The sequence below is a fragment of the Aeromonas sp. AE23HZ002T15 genome, from assembly GCF_054165525.2.
Window position 1 is genome coordinate 881,864 of the sequence record NZ_CM201342.1, and the last position, 16,312, is coordinate 898,175.

The 16,312-nt window shown below is 57.5% G+C and carries 22 protein-coding genes; 19 read left to right on the forward strand and 3 right to left on the reverse strand.

Going from position 1 to position 16,312, the window contains the following annotated elements:
- Positions 1–11 precede the first annotated feature (11 nt).
- Positions 12–689, reverse strand: a complete 678-nt coding sequence (locus tag ACT5M9_RS03915; RefSeq protein ID WP_457981670.1) for a LexA family protein — start codon at positions 687–689, stop codon at positions 12–14.
- 129 nt (positions 690–818) lie between these two features.
- On the opposite strand from ACT5M9_RS03915, the gene ACT5M9_RS03920 reads away from it, so the two are divergent.
- From ACT5M9_RS03920 to ACT5M9_RS04000, 17 genes are all read left to right on the forward strand, one after another.
- The gene (locus tag ACT5M9_RS03920; RefSeq protein ID WP_457981551.1) at positions 819–1,007 is read left to right on the forward strand and encodes a Cro/CI family transcriptional regulator; all 189 of its coding nucleotides are present in this window, start codon (positions 819–821) and stop codon (positions 1,005–1,007) included.
- A 20-nt stretch (positions 1,008–1,027) separates the two neighbouring features.
- On the forward strand, positions 1,028–1,297 hold the full coding sequence (locus tag ACT5M9_RS03925; protein ID WP_457981550.1) for a regulator: 270 nt from the start codon (positions 1,028–1,030) through the stop codon (positions 1,295–1,297).
- A gap of 4 nt (positions 1,298–1,301) precedes the next feature.
- Entirely contained in the window at positions 1,302–1,814 is a 513-nt protein-coding gene (locus ACT5M9_RS03930; protein WP_457981549.1) for a phage regulatory CII family protein, read from the forward strand.
- Positions 1,815–1,824: 10 nt separating this feature from the next.
- Entirely contained in the window at positions 1,825–2,049 is a 225-nt protein-coding gene (locus ACT5M9_RS03935; protein ID WP_183149781.1) for an Ogr/Delta-like zinc finger protein, read from the forward strand.
- On the forward strand, positions 2,046–2,267 hold the full coding sequence (locus tag ACT5M9_RS03940; RefSeq protein WP_457981548.1) for a hypothetical protein: 222 nt from the start codon (positions 2,046–2,048) through the stop codon (positions 2,265–2,267). The genes ACT5M9_RS03935 and ACT5M9_RS03940 overlap by 4 nt, the downstream gene beginning before the upstream one ends.
- 14 nt (positions 2,268–2,281) lie before the next feature.
- Positions 2,282–2,728, forward strand: coding sequence for a hypothetical protein (locus tag ACT5M9_RS03945; protein WP_457981547.1), 447 nt, complete (start codon positions 2,282–2,284; stop codon positions 2,726–2,728).
- 244 nt (positions 2,729–2,972) lie between these two features.
- Positions 2,973–3,290, forward strand: coding sequence for a hypothetical protein (locus ACT5M9_RS03950; protein ID WP_457981546.1), 318 nt, complete (start codon positions 2,973–2,975; stop codon positions 3,288–3,290).
- Complete coding sequence (locus tag ACT5M9_RS03955; RefSeq protein WP_457981544.1) at positions 3,287–3,508, forward strand: hypothetical protein; 222 nt, start codon at positions 3,287–3,289, stop codon at positions 3,506–3,508. Before ACT5M9_RS03950 ends, ACT5M9_RS03955 begins: the two co-directional genes overlap by 4 nt.
- A complete protein-coding gene (locus ACT5M9_RS03960; RefSeq protein WP_457981543.1) occupies positions 3,508–3,960 on the forward strand; it encodes a hypothetical protein in 453 nt (150 codons plus the stop codon). The genes ACT5M9_RS03955 and ACT5M9_RS03960 overlap by 1 nt, the downstream gene beginning before the upstream one ends.
- Complete coding sequence (locus ACT5M9_RS03965; protein WP_457981541.1) at positions 3,957–6,341, forward strand: replication endonuclease; 2,385 nt, start codon at positions 3,957–3,959, stop codon at positions 6,339–6,341. The genes ACT5M9_RS03960 and ACT5M9_RS03965 overlap by 4 nt, the downstream gene beginning before the upstream one ends.
- A gap of 210 nt (positions 6,342–6,551) precedes the next feature.
- Positions 6,552–6,917 carry a hypothetical protein gene (locus ACT5M9_RS03970; protein ID WP_457981539.1) on the forward strand — a complete coding sequence of 122 codons (366 nt, stop codon included), beginning with the start codon at positions 6,552–6,554 and terminating at the stop codon, positions 6,915–6,917.
- A 239-nt stretch (positions 6,918–7,156) separates the two neighbouring features.
- Positions 7,157–7,438 (forward strand): hypothetical protein, encoded by a 282-nt coding sequence (locus ACT5M9_RS03975; RefSeq protein ID WP_457981537.1) that lies wholly within the window; start codon positions 7,157–7,159, stop codon positions 7,436–7,438.
- The gene (locus tag ACT5M9_RS03980; protein WP_457981536.1) at positions 7,419–7,955 is read left to right on the forward strand and encodes a DUF2335 domain-containing protein; all 537 of its coding nucleotides are present in this window, start codon (positions 7,419–7,421) and stop codon (positions 7,953–7,955) included. The genes ACT5M9_RS03975 and ACT5M9_RS03980 overlap by 20 nt, the downstream gene beginning before the upstream one ends.
- Positions 7,956–8,468: 513 nt before the next feature.
- Positions 8,469–9,101, forward strand: a complete 633-nt coding sequence (locus ACT5M9_RS03985) for a P22AR C-terminal domain-containing protein (RefSeq protein ID WP_457981534.1) — start codon at positions 8,469–8,471, stop codon at positions 9,099–9,101.
- A 155-nt stretch (positions 9,102–9,256) separates the two neighbouring features.
- Positions 9,257–9,754, forward strand: a complete 498-nt coding sequence (locus tag ACT5M9_RS03990) for a hypothetical protein (protein ID WP_457981532.1) — start codon at positions 9,257–9,259, stop codon at positions 9,752–9,754.
- A 98-nt stretch (positions 9,755–9,852) separates the two neighbouring features.
- Positions 9,853–10,104: a hypothetical protein gene (locus ACT5M9_RS03995; protein WP_457981530.1), complete on the forward strand. Its 252-nt coding sequence runs from the start codon at positions 9,853–9,855 to the stop codon at positions 10,102–10,104.
- Between the two features lie 13 nt (positions 10,105–10,117).
- Positions 10,118–11,023, forward strand: a complete 906-nt coding sequence (locus ACT5M9_RS04000) for a hypothetical protein (protein ID WP_457981528.1) — start codon at positions 10,118–10,120, stop codon at positions 11,021–11,023.
- Between the two features lie 445 nt (positions 11,024–11,468).
- Here ACT5M9_RS04000 and ACT5M9_RS04005 read toward each other — a convergent pair whose 3' ends face one another.
- A complete protein-coding gene (locus ACT5M9_RS04005) occupies positions 11,469–12,515 on the reverse strand; it encodes a phage portal protein (protein WP_457981526.1) in 1,047 nt (348 codons plus the stop codon).
- Complete coding sequence (locus ACT5M9_RS04010) at positions 12,512–14,281, reverse strand: terminase ATPase subunit family protein (RefSeq protein WP_457981524.1); 1,770 nt, start codon at positions 14,279–14,281, stop codon at positions 12,512–12,514. The genes ACT5M9_RS04005 and ACT5M9_RS04010 overlap by 4 nt, the downstream gene beginning before the upstream one ends.
- Positions 14,282–14,430: 149 nt before the next feature.
- Between ACT5M9_RS04010 and ACT5M9_RS04015 the strand changes: the two genes are divergently transcribed.
- Together ACT5M9_RS04015 and ACT5M9_RS04020 are read left to right on the forward strand one after the other, a co-directional pair.
- Positions 14,431–15,234, forward strand: a complete 804-nt coding sequence (locus tag ACT5M9_RS04015) for a GPO family capsid scaffolding protein (RefSeq protein WP_457981522.1) — start codon at positions 14,431–14,433, stop codon at positions 15,232–15,234.
- Between the two features lie 12 nt (positions 15,235–15,246).
- Complete coding sequence (locus ACT5M9_RS04020) at positions 15,247–16,305, forward strand: phage major capsid protein, P2 family (protein WP_457981520.1); 1,059 nt, start codon at positions 15,247–15,249, stop codon at positions 16,303–16,305.
- Positions 16,306–16,312: the final 7 nt, after the last annotated feature.

Below are 16,312 nucleotides of genomic sequence, written 5' to 3' on the forward strand. Positions count from 1 at the left end.
CATCGGCGCCCTTATCTCTTTCTAAAAATCCGGTGTTCTACCATCACGCCGATGATCTCGATGTGCTGCCGGTCGGAGTGCATGGTGGGGAAGTCATCGTTGATGGGGACTAGTTCAAACACCTCTTGCCCGTTCTCATCGATGCCGCGGGGCCGGTACTTCTTGAAAGTGGCCTCTTCGCTGCCGTTCTTGGCCACCACATAGTCACCCGGGCGTGGTTGTTCATCGGGGTCGATGATGACCAGGTCCCCTTCATTGAACACTGGGTTCATGGAACGACCACGGATCCAGAGACCGAAGCCACAGGGCCCGATATCGACACTGGCCATCACATATTCGACATTGCCATCGAAGGTGGTGGCCTGTTCGCACACCTCCCGCCAGTTACCCGCCTGCACATAACTGAGGATCGGAACTCGATTCCCTTGGGGGATCACCGCTGGCTCGACGTTGTGATAGCCAGCCAGGTTTGTCCCGTCAACTCCTACTGCATCTCCTCCGAAGAGCAACCATTCAGGCTTAACACCAAGAATCTCAGCAAGCCTGACCAGGTTGTTACCTTTGGGAGAAGTGTCCCCCCGTTCCCATTGGCTTATAGAGACACGGTTTATCCCCAGCTTTTTAGCCAAGGATTCTTGGGTCAAGCCGTGGACTAGTCGTTGTGATTTTATGCGCGAATGTATGTTCATGTAAGTTATCTTACAGAACGACTCCGGAGTTTTTACTTCCTTTTTTGGTAAGTTTTTGTTGCCTTTGCCAGCAGGCGATCTTACATTAACTTCCATAAGGTAAATCAACTAATCTAGGAGCGTAAGAAAATGAAAAAAAATGAAGCAGTTAAGCATTACGGTGGCGTTGTTCAGTTAGCTACCGCCCTCGGCATCAAGCCTCAGTCAGTTTCTCAGTGGGGTGAAACCATCCCTCAAGGTCGCGCTTACCAGATCGAGTTGATGACCGGCGGCAAGCTGAAAGCCGAGCAGCCTCACACCACGCCAGATCGTGCGTAACTGACAGGAGGTCACCATCCATGATCCTTGCCCCTATCCATATCGATACCCCGGTTTGCACGGTTGAGAGTTTCGCCGAGCGCACCGGAATGACTATTCGCACCGTTGAGAACCGAGTGCGCGCCGGCCGCATCCCCATCATGCCCAAGGAGGGCAAGGCGGAAGTGGTACTGATCAACCTGGTGCTCTACACCCAGCAGGCCATCAATCAGGCGGGGCTGGCGCCCTCCCCCCAACCCATCCGCACACTTGCTCGTACACCCAGAGTGTCACGCAAGCAGGGGGAGTAACACCATGTTTGAACAGATCGCATCCAAACAGCATCACTTCGACGCAGCTTGTGCGCTTTTCGCCGCACGTTACACCTTGGCCGATGTAGCAAGAGAAGCTGGCATCGGCGAGCAGATGCTGCGCAACAAGCTCAACCCGGATCAGCCGCATCAACTGACCGGGCGTGATCTGGTGGCGCTCTATCGCGCCACCGGTGACGACACACTGTTTGATGGGCTGCTGTTTGACTGCGATCTGACGGCCGTTCGCCTCCCCGCTGGCGCCCCTATCGCACCAGAGGCCCGCGCCCAGCAGGCGCTCAATGCGGGGGCCCAGATCCTGGGGGTTACCGCTCAGGCGACCACCCTGCTCGCCGGTGAGCGTGTCACCAAATCTAACCGAAATACCGTTGTCGGCGGCTTGTGGGCGGGCATCGAGCACCTGGTGCTGCTTGCCACCGAAGTCGAAGACCGCTTTCACGCCGTCCCTGGTCTTGCGTGCGCCGCCGATATGGCCCGCGCAGCCCTCGGCGCTTAGGAGACCAGACATGAGATTGATTTGCCCCCACTGCGGATCCCGCGCCAGCACTCGCACATCCACTCGGATGAGCCCGCTTTGCGGCATCGCCACTTATCAATGCAGCAATGTGGAATGCGGCCACACCTTCAAGGCCGGATTCGAGATCATCGCCACCATCAGCCCCAGTGCCATGCCCAACCCGGCCATTGTGCTGCCCATGGTCCCGCGCAGAGCGAAGGCGGTGGCCCAATGAGCAGACTTCGCGCCGAACAGGCGGGGCTGATCCCGCTGCCTTCCTTGTTGTTTAACCGCGCAGTGATGGTGTGTGAGCCCGCCGAACCGGTGATGCGCAATACAACCCGTTTTGATGGCAGCTATCTGGAAGACAGCCAGGGGCGCCGCGGTGCTCTGCGCTTCCAACCCTGTGGCCAACGTCGCCTCTACTGGCTGACCAGGCTATTGCAGGCATAACCGGAGGGCCCCCCATGAGCACTGCACAAGTTATCGAGCTCGTTCAACAACCCAGCGCCGCCGACATGGCGCTGGCAAACATGCGTGCCCAGTTCGGCCGCAATGGGGCGGCCAGCCGCTGGTCACGCCTGCCAACCACGGCCCGCGCCGTCATCTGCTACGCCGCCGGCTTGTCGCCCGAACGGTACAAGGGCATGGAGCTGGGGGAGTTTGATTTTGAGCAGCAGGAAGCCATCCGCCACGCCCTGGGGGATTTGCTCGCCACGCTGCACACATTTGATGGCGGTGTGCTGCACCGCCGCGAGTGGCACCGCTCCACCCGTCGCCTTGAGGGACCGACCCGCAGCGAATTGGAGCAGGCTGCACACGAAGAGAGACGCCGGGCCGAGCTCAGCGAGCAGGCCGGCATTTTGGAAAGCCGCTTGGCGGTAGTGAGAAAGGTGGCCGGAAACGGCCAATAAAAAACCCCGCTATCGGTGTTGACGCACCAGCGGGGTTTCCATCAGCAACTGAGGTAACTGACATGCGAACTGTAGCGATTCCCACCGCACTACGCAATGTGAAGGCACTAAGCCGCCAGCTGGCCCACGCCGCTGGTCGCCGCCACATCAAACGGCCAGACGATAAAGCCGCGCTGGCTAATGCCATCAATGCCCATGCCTGGCGCTCACTCTGGCGGAGCATGAACTCCAAGGGGACCCAGGTATGACTGAGCACCTGTTTGAGCTCGAATCCCCGCAAGACACGCTAGGCACCACCGAATCGGGCCCTACCCATATGCAGCCACCGGCACCGATCAGCCCGCTGACCAAGCACTGGGAGGTAGCCCAGGTGGAATTCAACAATTCCGGCAGCGATGCCATGAGAAACCGTGACATCACCCGGGAGCTGCTGGCGCTTGGCGCCATTCGCGCCGTGTACTGGCTGGCCCTGGGCGCTGCTGAAGTCGCGCTGGCCAAAGACATTGCCGAATGGTGGGCAGAGTGCGAGCCGCTGCACGGGCTAGGGGAGACTATCAGATGAGCCATCAACAACTGATCGACCAGTGGGTCACCAAGATGCTGAATGCCGAGGCTCGCCTGCACGGCCTGCAGTTGGACCTGCTCGAGCTGCGCGCTGATGGCCCTCATGGCCAGCGCACCCCGGCCAGAACCCATCTGACGCTTTGCCGCCAAGCCCGCCTCTCTGCCCGCCTGGCATCCCGCAAAATCCAGTCTCTCTACACCGGAGGCGCCATCTAATGACTCACCAGAAACCAGCCGGGCTTGCCCCGGCTTTGGGCCTCGTACGCCCTGCAAACAGCAATCCCGTCACCCTGGAGCCCTGCACCAAGTGCAAACAGACCGCCGTTTGCCTGCCGGTCGCTGGCCGTCACGGTCGCCGATCCTATCCCTACTGCGTCGAAACCTGCTGGCCACTGGCCCGCGCCGCCAGTGAAACCGTGGTGAAAGCTGAAACCGTGGTGAAAGCTGAAACCGCCCGCATCTCGATGCGCTGCAGCTGCTGCGGAGAGTTCGGCCATGTGCGCCCGGTCATCCTGGCCGGCAACCGCCTCACCAGCCTCTCTTTCTGCGAGGCCACCTGCTGGTCTGATCGGCTGGCCGACATGGATCTGGTACCGACCTGCAGCGCCTGCGGACGCTACCTGCAGCCCAACGAGTACGCGAACCGTAAATGCGGGGTGTGCAAGTGATCGACGCAATCACCAATCTACAGGGCATCCAGCTGCCACAGCACTACCTTGTTGGCGTCCACGCAGCCAACATGGCCGGCGCGGCTGAACAGCTGGCCCGCATCGAGTGGCACGTCGCCAAGCCGCTGGCCAAGCACTACTTGCACCGCTACCCGGCCAACCATAAGACCGCCAACATCTGGCTGCGCCGCATGGTGGATGCCTGCGCCGCAGCTCAGAGCCGGTTCCCGGTGCCAGTGATCAACCTTCGCAACGACGTTCGCCGCGAGCTTATCGCCGCCGAGTGGGCGCGACGCTGCCAGCAATTGCTGGCGCGGGCAGGTAAAGAGTGCATCGCCGCCGAATTGCTGGCCGATCTAGGATCCCAGGCGAAGGCTTGGCACTTCTGCCCCACCCTGCCGGTTCATCCACGCATCAAGGTCGAGCGCCTGCTGGGCCGTCCCCTCAGCCAGGAAGAGCGTGACGACCTGACCGATGAGGTGGAGAAGTTCGAAGGCGCCGCAGCCTCCTTACTCGTTCGCCTGCTCGATGAGTCCTGGTGGATGCGCAAGATCAACCGTGCCTGGGCGGTTTACTGCGAGCTGATCGCCATCCTCACCGGCCAGGTTAGAAAGGGGGTCAGCCCTTATGCCAGCGCCCACGCAGTACGCGAGTTCACCCAGCGCAAGGCTGCCCAGCAGGCATGGATGGAAGGCATGAGCGCCGTCAACGAGGAGCTGGGACAAGAGATTGACCTGGCCGACGCCATCATGGCATCCGTCGCCAACCCGGAGATCCGCCGTCATGAGCTGATGGTGCGTATGCGGGGGTTTGAAGACATGGCGCAGGAACAGGGCAAGCTGGGCCTGTTCCTGACGCTGACCGCCCCTTCCAGCTATCACGCCTGGCGCCAGGGCAGCAAAGACAAGGCAAAGACCTACCAGAACGAGAAGTTCAACGGCGCCTGCCCGACCGAAACCAACCGCCTGCTGTGCAAGCAGTGGGCACGCTTTCGGGCTGCGTTGGCCCGCGAGGGGATCATGGCCTTCGGCTTTCGGGTGGTAGAGCCGCACCACGACGGCACCCCGCATTGGCATTGTCTGCTGTTCATCAACCCTGAGCATCAGCGCGACTTCTTGACCCTGCTCGCCTATCACTTCACCGCAGCCGAGCGGGCCGAGCTCAAGATGCCCAACGGCGACCAGCTGGATGCCCTGGCCGAGCTGAAAATCCGCAACAAGGCCCCGCGCATCACGTGGCTGCTGGACGTGAACAACCCGGCGGTAGTCAAGGCCATCAACCCCAGGGTGAACTGGAAGGAGATCGATCCCACTCAGGGCAGCGCTACCGGCTATATCGCCAAGTACATCGCCAAGAACATTGACGGCCACAAGGTCGGGATGGACTACGAGGCCGAAGCCCCGGTCGACCACACCACTATCGCCGTGGCGGCCTGGGCCAGTTGCTGGCGCATCCGCCAGTTTCAACAGATCGGCGGCCCGGCCGTGAGCGTGTGGCGCGAGCTACGCCGCCTAGGTGACGAGGTGATCGAGTGGGATTGCATCCTGGAAGCCGCCCGCACCGCCGCCGACAACAACCGCTGGGGCGACTTCATCGACGCCATGGGCGGCATCAACCTGCCCCGCAAGGAACACCTGATCCGCCTCTCTAAGCGACTGGACGAAGCTGCCAACAAGTACGGCGAGGACGTCCTCAAGCTGATGGGGGTGATCACCGACATCGGGATGACCACCGCCGTCACCCGCACCGAGGGCTGGCAGATAGTGCGCAAAGGCGTCGCCGGGTCGGGTTTGGGTGAGCAGCGCGAGCCTGCAGTAGGCGAGCGCAGCGAGTTGCAGTCAGGCGGCGGCCGCCGCCCCCCTCGGAGTTCTGTCAATAACTGTACGAAAGGATCCAAATCAGGGGTTAAAGGATCCACTCTGGCTAAAGAGTTGAGCCGTATGGGTCTTGATGTGAGTAACGAAGACCTGCTGCTGCAGGGCTGCATCATCAACGCCGACGGCCAATATGTGCGACTGGTCGGCGATCGGCTGATCGTGACCCGTACCTGGCCGGGTGCAGGCGATGCGGTGGCCGACCAGCTGACCGCCGAGGTCGAGGCAGAACAGGCCAGCAAGCGGGCCGCCAGCAGCGAACAACTCAAACAGCAGGCCCGCGAGCTGGTGCACTCCGGCGGCAGCGTCACCGAGTGGCTGGCAGCCCTGCCCCTGGCCAAGGCCGAAGAGGCGATCGCCATCTTCACCCGCCTGCTGGATGACGAAGAGGACAGGGCCAGTTACCAGCCCACCGAACAGGAGCAGGCCCGCGTCAACTGGCTGAAAGCAGACAACAAGCGCCATGAAGCAGAAATCGCAGCGGCCCGTCAACGCAGGGGCCTTTAACTAAGGAGGTGTGTATGAAGAAGCAACCAGCCTACATGCTCTGGACAGGCACCATTGCGTGCAAAACCACAGGAAAAAAGCTGTGGATTGCCGAAGGCTGCCACTACGACAAGGCCAACCCAGGAGCCCACTAATGGCTTAACCCCACCTTCATTCCAGACGAATACGAATTTCCAAAGCCAGAGGAACCAAGAGAAACATGGTCGCCTTATGAAGAGGGGGAGTAACGTGCAGGACATCATCCCCCGCCCCGACCTTGAGCGTCTGCTGCCGCTCTGCCAGCGGCTCTGGCCCATCCTCCAGCAACACCCGCCGGGATCGGTGGGTCGTGCCGCCATTACCAGCACGCTCGACAACATGCCGGCCACTGACCGCCATCTCTGCGATCTGCTGCTCGACCGCATGGAACGGGTCATCCAGTTCGAGGATGCCTGGTTCCCGTTCTACCAGGGTGAGATAGACACCATCACCCCACCCAAGAAGGCAAAGCGGGTGCTGCCTGTCGGCCAGACGCCAAAGCAAGTCTGGAAGGACACCCGGGCGCGGCAGGGTGTTTTTGTCCGTACTCAGAAATGACGTAGCCAAAGGTAAGGCTGCCGACTGGCATACCGCCCGATTCATGACTTTGTAGCATGAAAGATATGAACATTTAGTAGTAGTAATAAAGCGCGATAGTGCGCAATTGCATTGAATGGAAAGGAGTGTTACGCCATACTCCTACCAGTTTTAGATGGTGCACATGTGCACCACGCAAGAGTTAAAGCTATCAGTGATCAATCACTTATTGACAACCTAAGATGGCTATGGAGACACATATGAAAGCACTCATGTTCGACACGTTCATGTCTGCTGGCTCAATACTGGATATAGGCAGTAATACCAAGCAAGGCTTGACCCAAGCACAACGCCGGTTGCGCCGGCAGCAACAAAAGTTTCTGATTGTTTGCGAGTCACCTACTGACGCTATGAATCTGCGCAACGACTGGGTAACCATAGGTCAGGACATGCAAAAATCGTTCGACCGATTTGCCGTCGAGAACAACCTCATCACATCCAGCAAGTGTGAAGGAAAAGCCTGTGCCGAACACAGCAGATAACGAACACGCCCCCCAAGACTCCCCCTATCAAACCCAAGACGGTCAACAACTCGTTGACCGTCTTGAACATGAACTGCAAGAAAACCCCAACCCAGAACTGGTCGAGAGACTTGTTCAGTCGCCAGCGATTCAGCGGGTCGTTATGGAGATGCATCAGGGGCCACTGCCGCCAGCCCATGCCATGGCCGATTATGAGCGCGTATTGCCCGGTGCTGCCGAGCGGATCATGTTGATGGCAGAACGTGAACAGGCGCATCGGCATTCGGTACAGGAAGAGCAGCTCTCCCAGAGCAAGAGTCTGGCGACAGGCTATTTGAAGCAGGACTCACTAGGTAAATGGATGGGTTTTAGCATTGCCATGTTGGTCTTGATACTTGCATGCGTGATGGCTCTGCTCGGCCATGAAGGGCTCGCCGTTGTACTGGCAGGGTTAGACTTAGTTGGTCTAGCTGCTGTGTTTGTCGTTGGTCGGGTTCTTTCCCACAACGAACAACAGAATAACGGTGGTGACACCTAAATGAGCGTCGCAAGGTCGATTTGAAACTGATCGGCTGACGTTGAATGGGCCCTCTCGGGCCCATTTTTTCTATCCAGGAGTGGTCAATCCGACCACCTGGCAAGCTCGTCCCTCCCTGTGTATGTTTCCTGCCAAAACTAACGTCCCCTTCCCTGTGTAGAACCGTTACCCTGCCGGCGGTGTTGTGCTGCTGGGTGGGGGTATTGTGGCTTATCCCGCCTTATTGGGGCTGATTGGGTGTTGCTGGTCGCGCTGCGTTGCGCGATACTGCACGGGCAACGGCAAAATCCGTTGCCGGGATTGGCGTCCCGTTCGATCAAAAGCGCACAACACGCGCCCTGCGTGTTTTTTATTGTGCGGCCCAGTTGTACCCGCAATCTCAGTTATGGCGGGCTGGGCAGGGGCCCTTCGGGGCGCCGGTTTCTTTTGGTCCCGGTACGCCAACCCTGTCCAGTTCGTCACCAGAGGATTGGCGTCAATGGTGACGATCCACTCGACCAAAAGGATCTAGCCATGAACAGCATCCGCTTCCATGACACCCAGTTCACCGTTATCCCCCATCACGGCCAACCCTGGCTGACCGCCGCCCAGATCGCCCAAGCCCTTGGCTATGCCAGAGAAGATGCCGTCAGTCGCATCTACACCCGAAACGCGGACGAATTTACCCCTTGCATGACCTTGACCGTCAATTTGACGGTCAAGGGGTTCGGCAATGGCAGCAGCGAGAAAGAGGTTCGGATCTTCTCCCTGCGCGGTGCCCATCTGATCGCCATGTTCTCCCGCACCGCGCTCGCCAAAGAGTTTCGCCGCTGGGTGCTCGATGTGCTGGACAGGGAGACCGCCGCCCATCCACAGCCACTCACCGTGCTGACCGATGATGAGCTGCATTCACTGGCGTGGCTCTGGCGTGCCGCCGATTATATGATGGGAGCCGCCCGCCGCATCTATCCTCTGCTCGAAGTGGCCGAACACCGCGAAGCCGGCACCTACTACTCCATCACCCACGAATACCCGATGACCCTGGCCGCCGCCCAGCGCATCCTGGCCGACAAGACTCGCCATGTTCAGAGCGCCACCCACAGCAACCGCGACTGGAACAGGTTGATCCCCCACCTGCATCATCTGCCTACCGCAAAAAGTTGGTAAATGTGACCGGTCACGCATAGTTGTGCGTGACCGGACTCGAATAAGTAGTAAAATAAGCGCCGATAGTGCTCCTAAGTACATATTATGGTTACGGGAGGTATATTTGTCGTATATCCCCGGACATTAACCTATCGGATAAATATAAAGAGATTAAAATGGATTCTTATTTCATTGAGTGGTTAAGAACGTCAATTTCAGGGATAATTATATTAGGTGCCCTAGGGAGTATATTGTCAGTTGGTTTCCTCAAACTGACCGCGTATTGCATCGCCCGTTGGGGCTCACCAGCAAAAAATTTAGCCTATCGGGCACTATATTATTCATTATATGGTAGAAAAATAGTTATTGAACACCTCAAAGGTGAACATAGCACTCATGAACTATTGGTCACCATAATTACCCTTGGTGTATTTAACATTATAATGACAATTTTTTTAGTTACTGGACTCATCATCGTGATACTAGGCGCAATAAACATTGAACAAAATATTCAATTTAGCCTCCAACTAACTTTTTTTGGCTCATTTTTTGTTTTCACTAGCGGATTTATGTCAATAAGTAGCAGTCGCCATCTATATCAAATTTATACAATCTTCATGGGAAACATAGAGAAATCTGCGATTGATAAAGCCATAACCAATCGAGGCAAATAAGTGCGTCCCCCAAAAAAATAAATTATCAATTACTGTCCTTCCCGACAGAGAAGCGGGGGCAATTGTTGCCCCGATATTCCATAATCAACGAATACCCGATGACCCTGGCCACCGCCCAGCACATCCTGGCCGACAAGACCCTCCATGTGCCCACAGCAACCGCGACTGGAACAGGTTGTTCCCCCACCGGCACCACCTGCCAGCTGCAAAAAGTTGGTAATGTGACCGGTCACGCAGTTCAGTGCGTGACTAGTCATATTTCTTTGGGTAATGTGGCCAAACAACAAACAGCTTCATTCAAGGCTCACTGGTATTTCAGTCTCGATAGAACGCTAAAAAAATGTTTATGATGGAACATTAAATATGAGCTCAATTTATACTGCAAAAGTCTTATCTGGAAGAAAATCATTTATTGAGAGAGAATGGTATTATGACTTTCGAGAGCTAACACACCAATTTAATGAAGGTAACTGTAGAAAAGTAGCCGACAGTTTGCTTGATAAATATGAAGAGCTTACTAAAAATTGGAACCCAGAAAGAAATTCAGAATGGATATGTAGAACTTATTTATCTGCCAAAATGATCATGACCGCTACTTTACAGTTAAATGCAATTAAATACTCTCAAGAAAAAAACCTAAGGATGGTTGTGCCATATCTTGCATATTACTCCTTGCTTTCCTTGGTTAGGGCAATTGTTTATATGTTGCCTGAAGCAGAATGGAATAATAGTAAGCTGATTTCTATTTCTCACCGTGACGCTATTAATTTAGCGTTCGCTCATATCGCTAATTTTGATAAAAGTAAGTCTGAAGAATTGAAAGCGTATTGCCTTAAAGCTAAAGCATATAGAGAACTTCTATCATACAAATCTCCATCTTCCGGCGATAGAAACATCGGGTCAATAAATAACATTGAGACTATATCTACTCTTTTGTGTGAAGTGGCACAATTTTCCTCAGAGCTTATAGAAGCTTCAATCCTAGAACATGCTGATGAGAAAGATTTTATCTTTTCAAAGCCTGTTTTTGAAAAGCTGTATCGTTGTCAGATTGGAGGGGAGCTTTTCCTTGATAGCGAAGACTATTACAGACTTGATTATATAAAAAGAAAATATCCAGTCGCACCTAATATACTTCACATTATAACCGAAGGTCATTCTGAAGATTTTTTTGGGGCATGGATACCCAACGATGATGATGAAGGTGATTGCGATAGAGACATGTTTGATCCAGACAGAGACTGGCAAATAATTTTTGATATTCCATAAAATACAACTGACAAATCTATCTTTTACTTAAACATGGCAACTGTCATTCATGCATAATCTCCCGCCAAGTGCGAAAGGATCTGATGGATTCTGAAGGATCGCAAAAAGGATCCGCTATCCCGCGCGCGGCCAGTGCTGGCGCGGGGTGTAGATTGCCGCAGCCAGTCGTTCACCTGCATGATTTTCCACACATAAAGCGGGCAGGCGAGGCGGGGTCCCGATTGCGCGCCAGCGGTGCTGGCAGGGGTCGGCAGGCGGCGCCTGCCGCTCTGGGATGATGCTCAAGGATCAGGGAGTATACTGGGCGCTGTTAGCGGGTCGATGCGATAGCGGAACGTTCAGGCAGCCAAATGCGCTGAAACACAAAGCCCCCTCAGATGAGGGGGCTTCGTTTTGCCAATCGGCGCTCACAAACTCCAGGCGCTTGATGTAACTCTAGCCTTGCCTATTCCGCCTGTACTGTCAGATCTGACAGTCGGTAGGGATTGAACCGGATCACCTCCTCCCCCGCCCAGTCATTGAGCGCCAGCAGGCTGGCCTTGATGCTGTCTATCTCGTTGATGTCGAACACCTGGGCGGCCTTGGTCACATCGCCGAAGCCGCCGGTGCTGTTCGGCATGACCCCCATCAGCTGGGGCGGGACCCGGTGACTGGCCAGCTGATCGTCACGGCTCACGTTCTTGATGCTGAGGAAGTCATCCTTGGCCGCCACCTCGGCCACCGGGATCAGCTTCACCCCGTCCTTGCTGCCGCCCGGGGTGTAGAGCAGCAGGTTGCGGAAGTTGCCAGGGCCCTTGCTCTGGCGCAGCGCCTCCTTGAGCTTTGCGATGTCCCCCTCGTTCTGCACCGCGTCGGTGATGTGCATGATGAAGCCGGCATGGCTGCCGTTCTCGTAGTAGCGGTGGCGAAACAGGGTGGCCGACTCGTTAAGCAGGGTGGAGTTGAGCCCGCCGACATAGTCGGGGATACCGTAGATCTCCTGGTTGATGTCGGCCTCCATCACATGGCCCACCCTTCCCGCGGGCAGGGCCTGCTCCTGTCCCGGCTGGGCAATCCACCAATAGGCATCCAGATCAAGCCCGCGCCGAGTGTACTTGGCGCGCAGATGATCATAACGCAGCACCCCGCCGATCCGGTTCTGCACCGCCTGCAGGTAGCCGTTACCGAAGATGAGGTAATCCAGCGCCAACCCGGTGAAGGCCGCCAGGCTCAGTTTCGGGTGAGGGATGAAGCAGGAGCGCAGGATGTTGCGCTTCACCTGGATGGCCGAGGCGTGGTGCACTCCAGCCCGATAGACCCGGGACAGCCCATTCAAGGAGAGCGGCGGCTCATACCAGCGGCCGTTGTGCATCGCCTCCAGGTAGTCGAATACCTCCCGCTGGGACAGTACTGGCACCGGTTCACCAAAGCTGAACGCCTCGATGGCCTCGGCACCGGGTTGTTGGGTTGCCGTCACCGGCTGGGGGGTGCGCTGGTTGCGGCGCTTTGTCATGCGAAAATCTCCATCATGCTGGTATTGGCACCGGTGGCGCCTGCCAGCGGTTCATGTAGCAGGGCCTGCATCGTCGCCCAGGCAATGTCGGCGTGGCTGGTCTCTTCCGAGCGGCTGGCCTCAAAGGTCGGCATCTTGCCACCCGCGGTCACGGCACGGCGGATGCTCATAAAGGCGGCCGCCAGATCGGTCCAGCCGCTGTCGAACTCCAGCCGCCCCTTGTTCATCACGTCCTGCGCTTTCATCACCATCTGGATTTTCACGCTCGGGTTGTACTGGATGGCCGTCACCGCCGGATAGAACTGCTTCACCAGCTGGTAGACCCCCTCCCCGATGCCGGTGGTGTCGATGCCGATATAGCCCACGTTGTAGCGATCGCACATGGTCTTGATGGCCCGCGCCTGGGCGTCGAAGTCCATCCCGCCCCAGCGGTGGCGCTCCAGCACCCGGAACTTGCCGCCCGGCACCGTCGGCGGGGCCAGCACAGCGCAGCCGGCGCTATCCCCCTGACCGCCTTTGGCCGGGTCATAGCCAATCCATACAGACCGGTTGCCCAACGGGCGCAGGGCAAAGGGCTTGTAGTCGTCCCACAGCTCCCAGCTGTCGACCATGCAGCGCTGCAGGGTGGCGAGCGGGAACACGCTGGAGGTGTCGTCCATGAACTCGCACATCAGCAGGTTGCGGTACTCCTCCTCGGAGTATTCGCCGCGCAGCTGGGCCAGGTCGAACAGGTCACAGCCACCGCGCACCGCATCCTCGACCGTGACAATCTGCCGCCACTGGCCATCGGCGCACAGCTTGCCGTCGGCCAGGTTGGTGTGGCTGAGGTCAATCTCGACCCGGTCGGCCTTAGGCTTGCCGCGGTTGAAGTTGGCACCAGACCAGAACGAATAGGCGGGATGGGAGAGGCTGGACGGGGTGGAGATGTAGGTCTGGCGCCACTTCTTGTGCATCGCCATGCCGGAGGCGACCTTGCGAAACTCCAGGAAACCGTGGATCCAGAAGTATTCATCCATGTAGATGTTGCCGTGGTAGCTCTGGGCGGTGCGGGCGTTGGTGCCGAGGAAGTAGAGGTGCGCCCCGTTCGGCAGAACCATGGGGTCGCCCTTGAGCTCGACTCCCTCATCCTTGGCAAACTGGATGATGTACTGCTTAAACACATGGGCCTGCGCCTTGCTGGCAGACAGAAAGATCTGGTTGCGCCCGGTGACCAGGGCGTCGATGAAGGCCTCAAAGGCGAAGAAGTAGGTGGCGCCGATCTGGCGCGACTTGAGCAGGTCTCGGATCCGGTGATGCTTGCCGGCCTCGTACCAGGTGCGCTGGTAACCGAACATGGTCGACTCGAACCGCTCGAGCAGGCGCTCCTGCTGCTCGGGCTCCACCACATTGCGCTCGGGGGCCTTCTTCGGACCCTTGTTGCGGTTCGCCACCTTGGGGTTGAGATCGGCCTCGTTGCCGCCGCTGCTGTACTTGTTGACCCGGGCGATCCGCTCCAGCTGGCGGCCCAGCAGGTCAATCTCCTTGAAGTCGCCGCCGCTCTTCACCTCCTTGGCGATCAGCTGACACATCCGAGATTCGATGGCGAAGTCGACCCGGTCAATGGGTTTGATGTCATCCCAGCCGTCGCGGGATTTCCAGGTGCCGACCGTCCCCTCCGGGGTCGCCAGCAGCTCCGCAATCGCTCGGATCTTGTACCCCTGAAAATACAGGTGCATGGCCTGTCTACGGGGCTCGATATGGGGAAAAACTAAGGGTGCTGTAGTCATGGCGCCAGTCTACCCAGCTCCCGCAACACCAAACGCCCCGCCGCCATTGTGTAACGCCATTACACAATGGCGCCTGATTGCACGATCCCGCCACTCACCCAGACCATAACCGCGACATCACCACCCAATCACCAAAGGGATCCCAGCCCATGGCAAAGTCCAAATTTTTCCGCGTCGCCGTTGAAGGGGGCACAACCGATGGCCGCGCAATCACCCGCGACTGGCTTGAACAGATGGCCCAGCGCTACAACCAGTCCACCTACGGCGCCCGGGTCAATCTGGAGCACATCCGGGGCACTGACCCCAATGGCTTGTTCAAGATGTACGGCGACATCACCGCAGCCAAGACCGGAGAGGTCGACATGGAAGGCGAAAAACGCCTGGCTCTGTTCGTCCAGATTGACCCGACCCCGGAGCTGATCGACCTCAACAAGAAGCGTCAGAAGGTTTACACCTCCGTCGAGATCCACCCCAACCTGAACGAAAAGGGTGCCTACCTGATGGGGCTGGCGATCACCGACTCCCCCGCCAGCTTGGGGACCGACATGCTCCAGTTTTGCGCAGGCGCGGGCGACAAGTCGCCGCTGGCCTCCCGCAAACAGTACAAAGAGTGCCTGTTCACCGAAGCCGTTGAGTCCGTCATCGAATTCGAAGACGGACAAGAGAAAGGCCCCAGCCTGGCCGAGCGCATCACCGCCCTGTTCTCCACCCACAAGAAGCAGTCCACCGCCGACTTCAGCGACGTGCACCAAGCCGTCGAGGCCGTGGCCAAGGAGGTCACCAGCCTCGATACCGACCTGCAGAAGAAGTTCGCCGAGCTGACCAGCCTGCAGACCACTACCGCCAAGGTGCTGGCCGACCTCACCGCCAAGCTGGAGGGTCAGGAAGATTTCAGCCACAAGCGCCTGCCCGCCACCGGCGCTCAGGGCACCACCGTTCAAACCGACTTTTAAGGATCCATCTTCATGCGTAACGAAACCCGCCTTAAATTTGACCAATACACCGGCCAACTGGCAAAGCTGAACGCCATCACTTCCGCCATGCTGACGTTCAACGTCGAGCCCACTATCCAGCAAAAGCTGGAAACCAAAATGCAGGAGTCCGTCGAATTCCTCAGCATGATCAACATAGTGCCGGTCGACGAGCTCAAGGGTGAAAAGGTGAGCATCGGCATCAACAGCACCATTGCCGCTCGCACTGACACCAGCGGCGGCGTTGGTCGTAAGCCCAATGACCCTTCTGGCCTGCAAAGCAGGCAGTACGAGCTGGTGAAGACCGACTACGACACCACCATCGGCTATGCCCAGCTCGATGCCTGGGCCAAATTCCCCGATTTCCAGACCCGCATTCGTGATGCCATCGTCACCCGCCAGGGGCTGGACCGGATCATGGTCGGCTTCAACGGCACCAGTGCGGCCCCCAATACCGACCGCAACGCAAACCCCCTGCTGCAAGACGTCAACATCGGCTGGCTGGAACACACCCGCAAAGACGCCCCCAATCAAGTCATGAGCGAAGGAGAAGAAGACTCAGGCAAGATCTATATCTACCAACCCAAGGACGAAAGCGACGAGGAGAAGGCCAAGAGCGACTACGGCAACCTCGATGCGCTGGTATTCGATCTGGTGAATAGCAAGATCAAGCCCTGGTATCAGGATGACACCGATTTGGTGGTGATCTGCGGCCGCAAACTGCTGTCAGACAAGTACTTCCCCATCATCAACAACACCCACGACAACGTAAACAAACTGGCAGGCCAGGTACTGGTTAGCCAGAAGCAGATCGGCGGTCTCAAGGCTATCCGCGTCCCCTTCGTGCCAGAAAACACCCTCATCGTGACCAAAGTTGCCAATCTCTCGATCTACTTCCAGACGGGCGGGCGCCGCCGCCACATCGAAGAGCAGCCGAGCTTTAACCGCATCGTAAACTGGGAATCCTCCAACGATGGCTACGTGGTGGGGGATTACGACTGCATCGCCATTGCCGAAAACATCACCCAGACCGCCAAACCGGTTACGCCGTAAGGAGCCT

Bases quoted from the DNA above. Each gene is read 5' to 3' on its own strand.
- ACT5M9_RS03955 (WP_457981544.1), top strand. From the start codon at position 3,287: ATGAGCCATCAACAACTGATCGACCAGTGGGTCACCAAGATGCTGAAT.
- ACT5M9_RS04005 (WP_457981526.1), bottom strand. From the start codon at position 12,515: ATGACAAAGCGCCGCAACCAGCGCACCCCCCAGCCGGTGACGGCAACC.
- ACT5M9_RS03935 (WP_183149781.1), top strand. From the start codon at position 1,825: ATGAGATTGATTTGCCCCCACTGCGGATCCCGCGCCAGCACTCGCACA.
- ACT5M9_RS03920 (WP_457981551.1), top strand. From the start codon at position 819: ATGAAAAAAAATGAAGCAGTTAAGCATTACGGTGGCGTTGTTCAGTTA.
- ACT5M9_RS04000 (WP_457981528.1), top strand. From the start codon at position 10,118: ATGAGCTCAATTTATACTGCAAAAGTCTTATCTGGAAGAAAATCATTT.
- ACT5M9_RS03995 (WP_457981530.1), top strand. From the start codon at position 9,853: ATGACCCTGGCCACCGCCCAGCACATCCTGGCCGACAAGACCCTCCAT.
- ACT5M9_RS03975 (WP_457981537.1), top strand. From the start codon at position 7,157: ATGAAAGCACTCATGTTCGACACGTTCATGTCTGCTGGCTCAATACTG.
- ACT5M9_RS03945 (WP_457981547.1), top strand. From the start codon at position 2,282: ATGAGCACTGCACAAGTTATCGAGCTCGTTCAACAACCCAGCGCCGCC.
- ACT5M9_RS03990 (WP_457981532.1), top strand. From the start codon at position 9,257: ATGGATTCTTATTTCATTGAGTGGTTAAGAACGTCAATTTCAGGGATA.
- ACT5M9_RS03985 (WP_457981534.1), top strand. From the start codon at position 8,469: ATGAACAGCATCCGCTTCCATGACACCCAGTTCACCGTTATCCCCCAT.
- ACT5M9_RS03950 (WP_457981546.1), top strand. From the start codon at position 2,973: ATGACTGAGCACCTGTTTGAGCTCGAATCCCCGCAAGACACGCTAGGC.
- ACT5M9_RS03970 (WP_457981539.1), top strand. From the start codon at position 6,552: ATGAAGAGGGGGAGTAACGTGCAGGACATCATCCCCCGCCCCGACCTT.
- ACT5M9_RS04020 (WP_457981520.1), top strand. From the start codon at position 15,247: ATGCGTAACGAAACCCGCCTTAAATTTGACCAATACACCGGCCAACTG.
- ACT5M9_RS03915 (WP_457981670.1), bottom strand. From the start codon at position 689: ATGAACATACATTCGCGCATAAAATCACAACGACTAGTCCACGGCTTG.
- ACT5M9_RS04010 (WP_457981524.1), bottom strand. From the start codon at position 14,281: ATGACTACAGCACCCTTAGTTTTTCCCCATATCGAGCCCCGTAGACAG.
- ACT5M9_RS03930 (WP_457981549.1), top strand. From the start codon at position 1,302: ATGTTTGAACAGATCGCATCCAAACAGCATCACTTCGACGCAGCTTGT.
- ACT5M9_RS03940 (WP_457981548.1), top strand. From the start codon at position 2,046: ATGAGCAGACTTCGCGCCGAACAGGCGGGGCTGATCCCGCTGCCTTCC.
- ACT5M9_RS03960 (WP_457981543.1), top strand. From the start codon at position 3,508: ATGACTCACCAGAAACCAGCCGGGCTTGCCCCGGCTTTGGGCCTCGTA.
- ACT5M9_RS03925 (WP_457981550.1), top strand. From the start codon at position 1,028: ATGATCCTTGCCCCTATCCATATCGATACCCCGGTTTGCACGGTTGAG.
- ACT5M9_RS04015 (WP_457981522.1), top strand. From the start codon at position 14,431: ATGGCAAAGTCCAAATTTTTCCGCGTCGCCGTTGAAGGGGGCACAACC.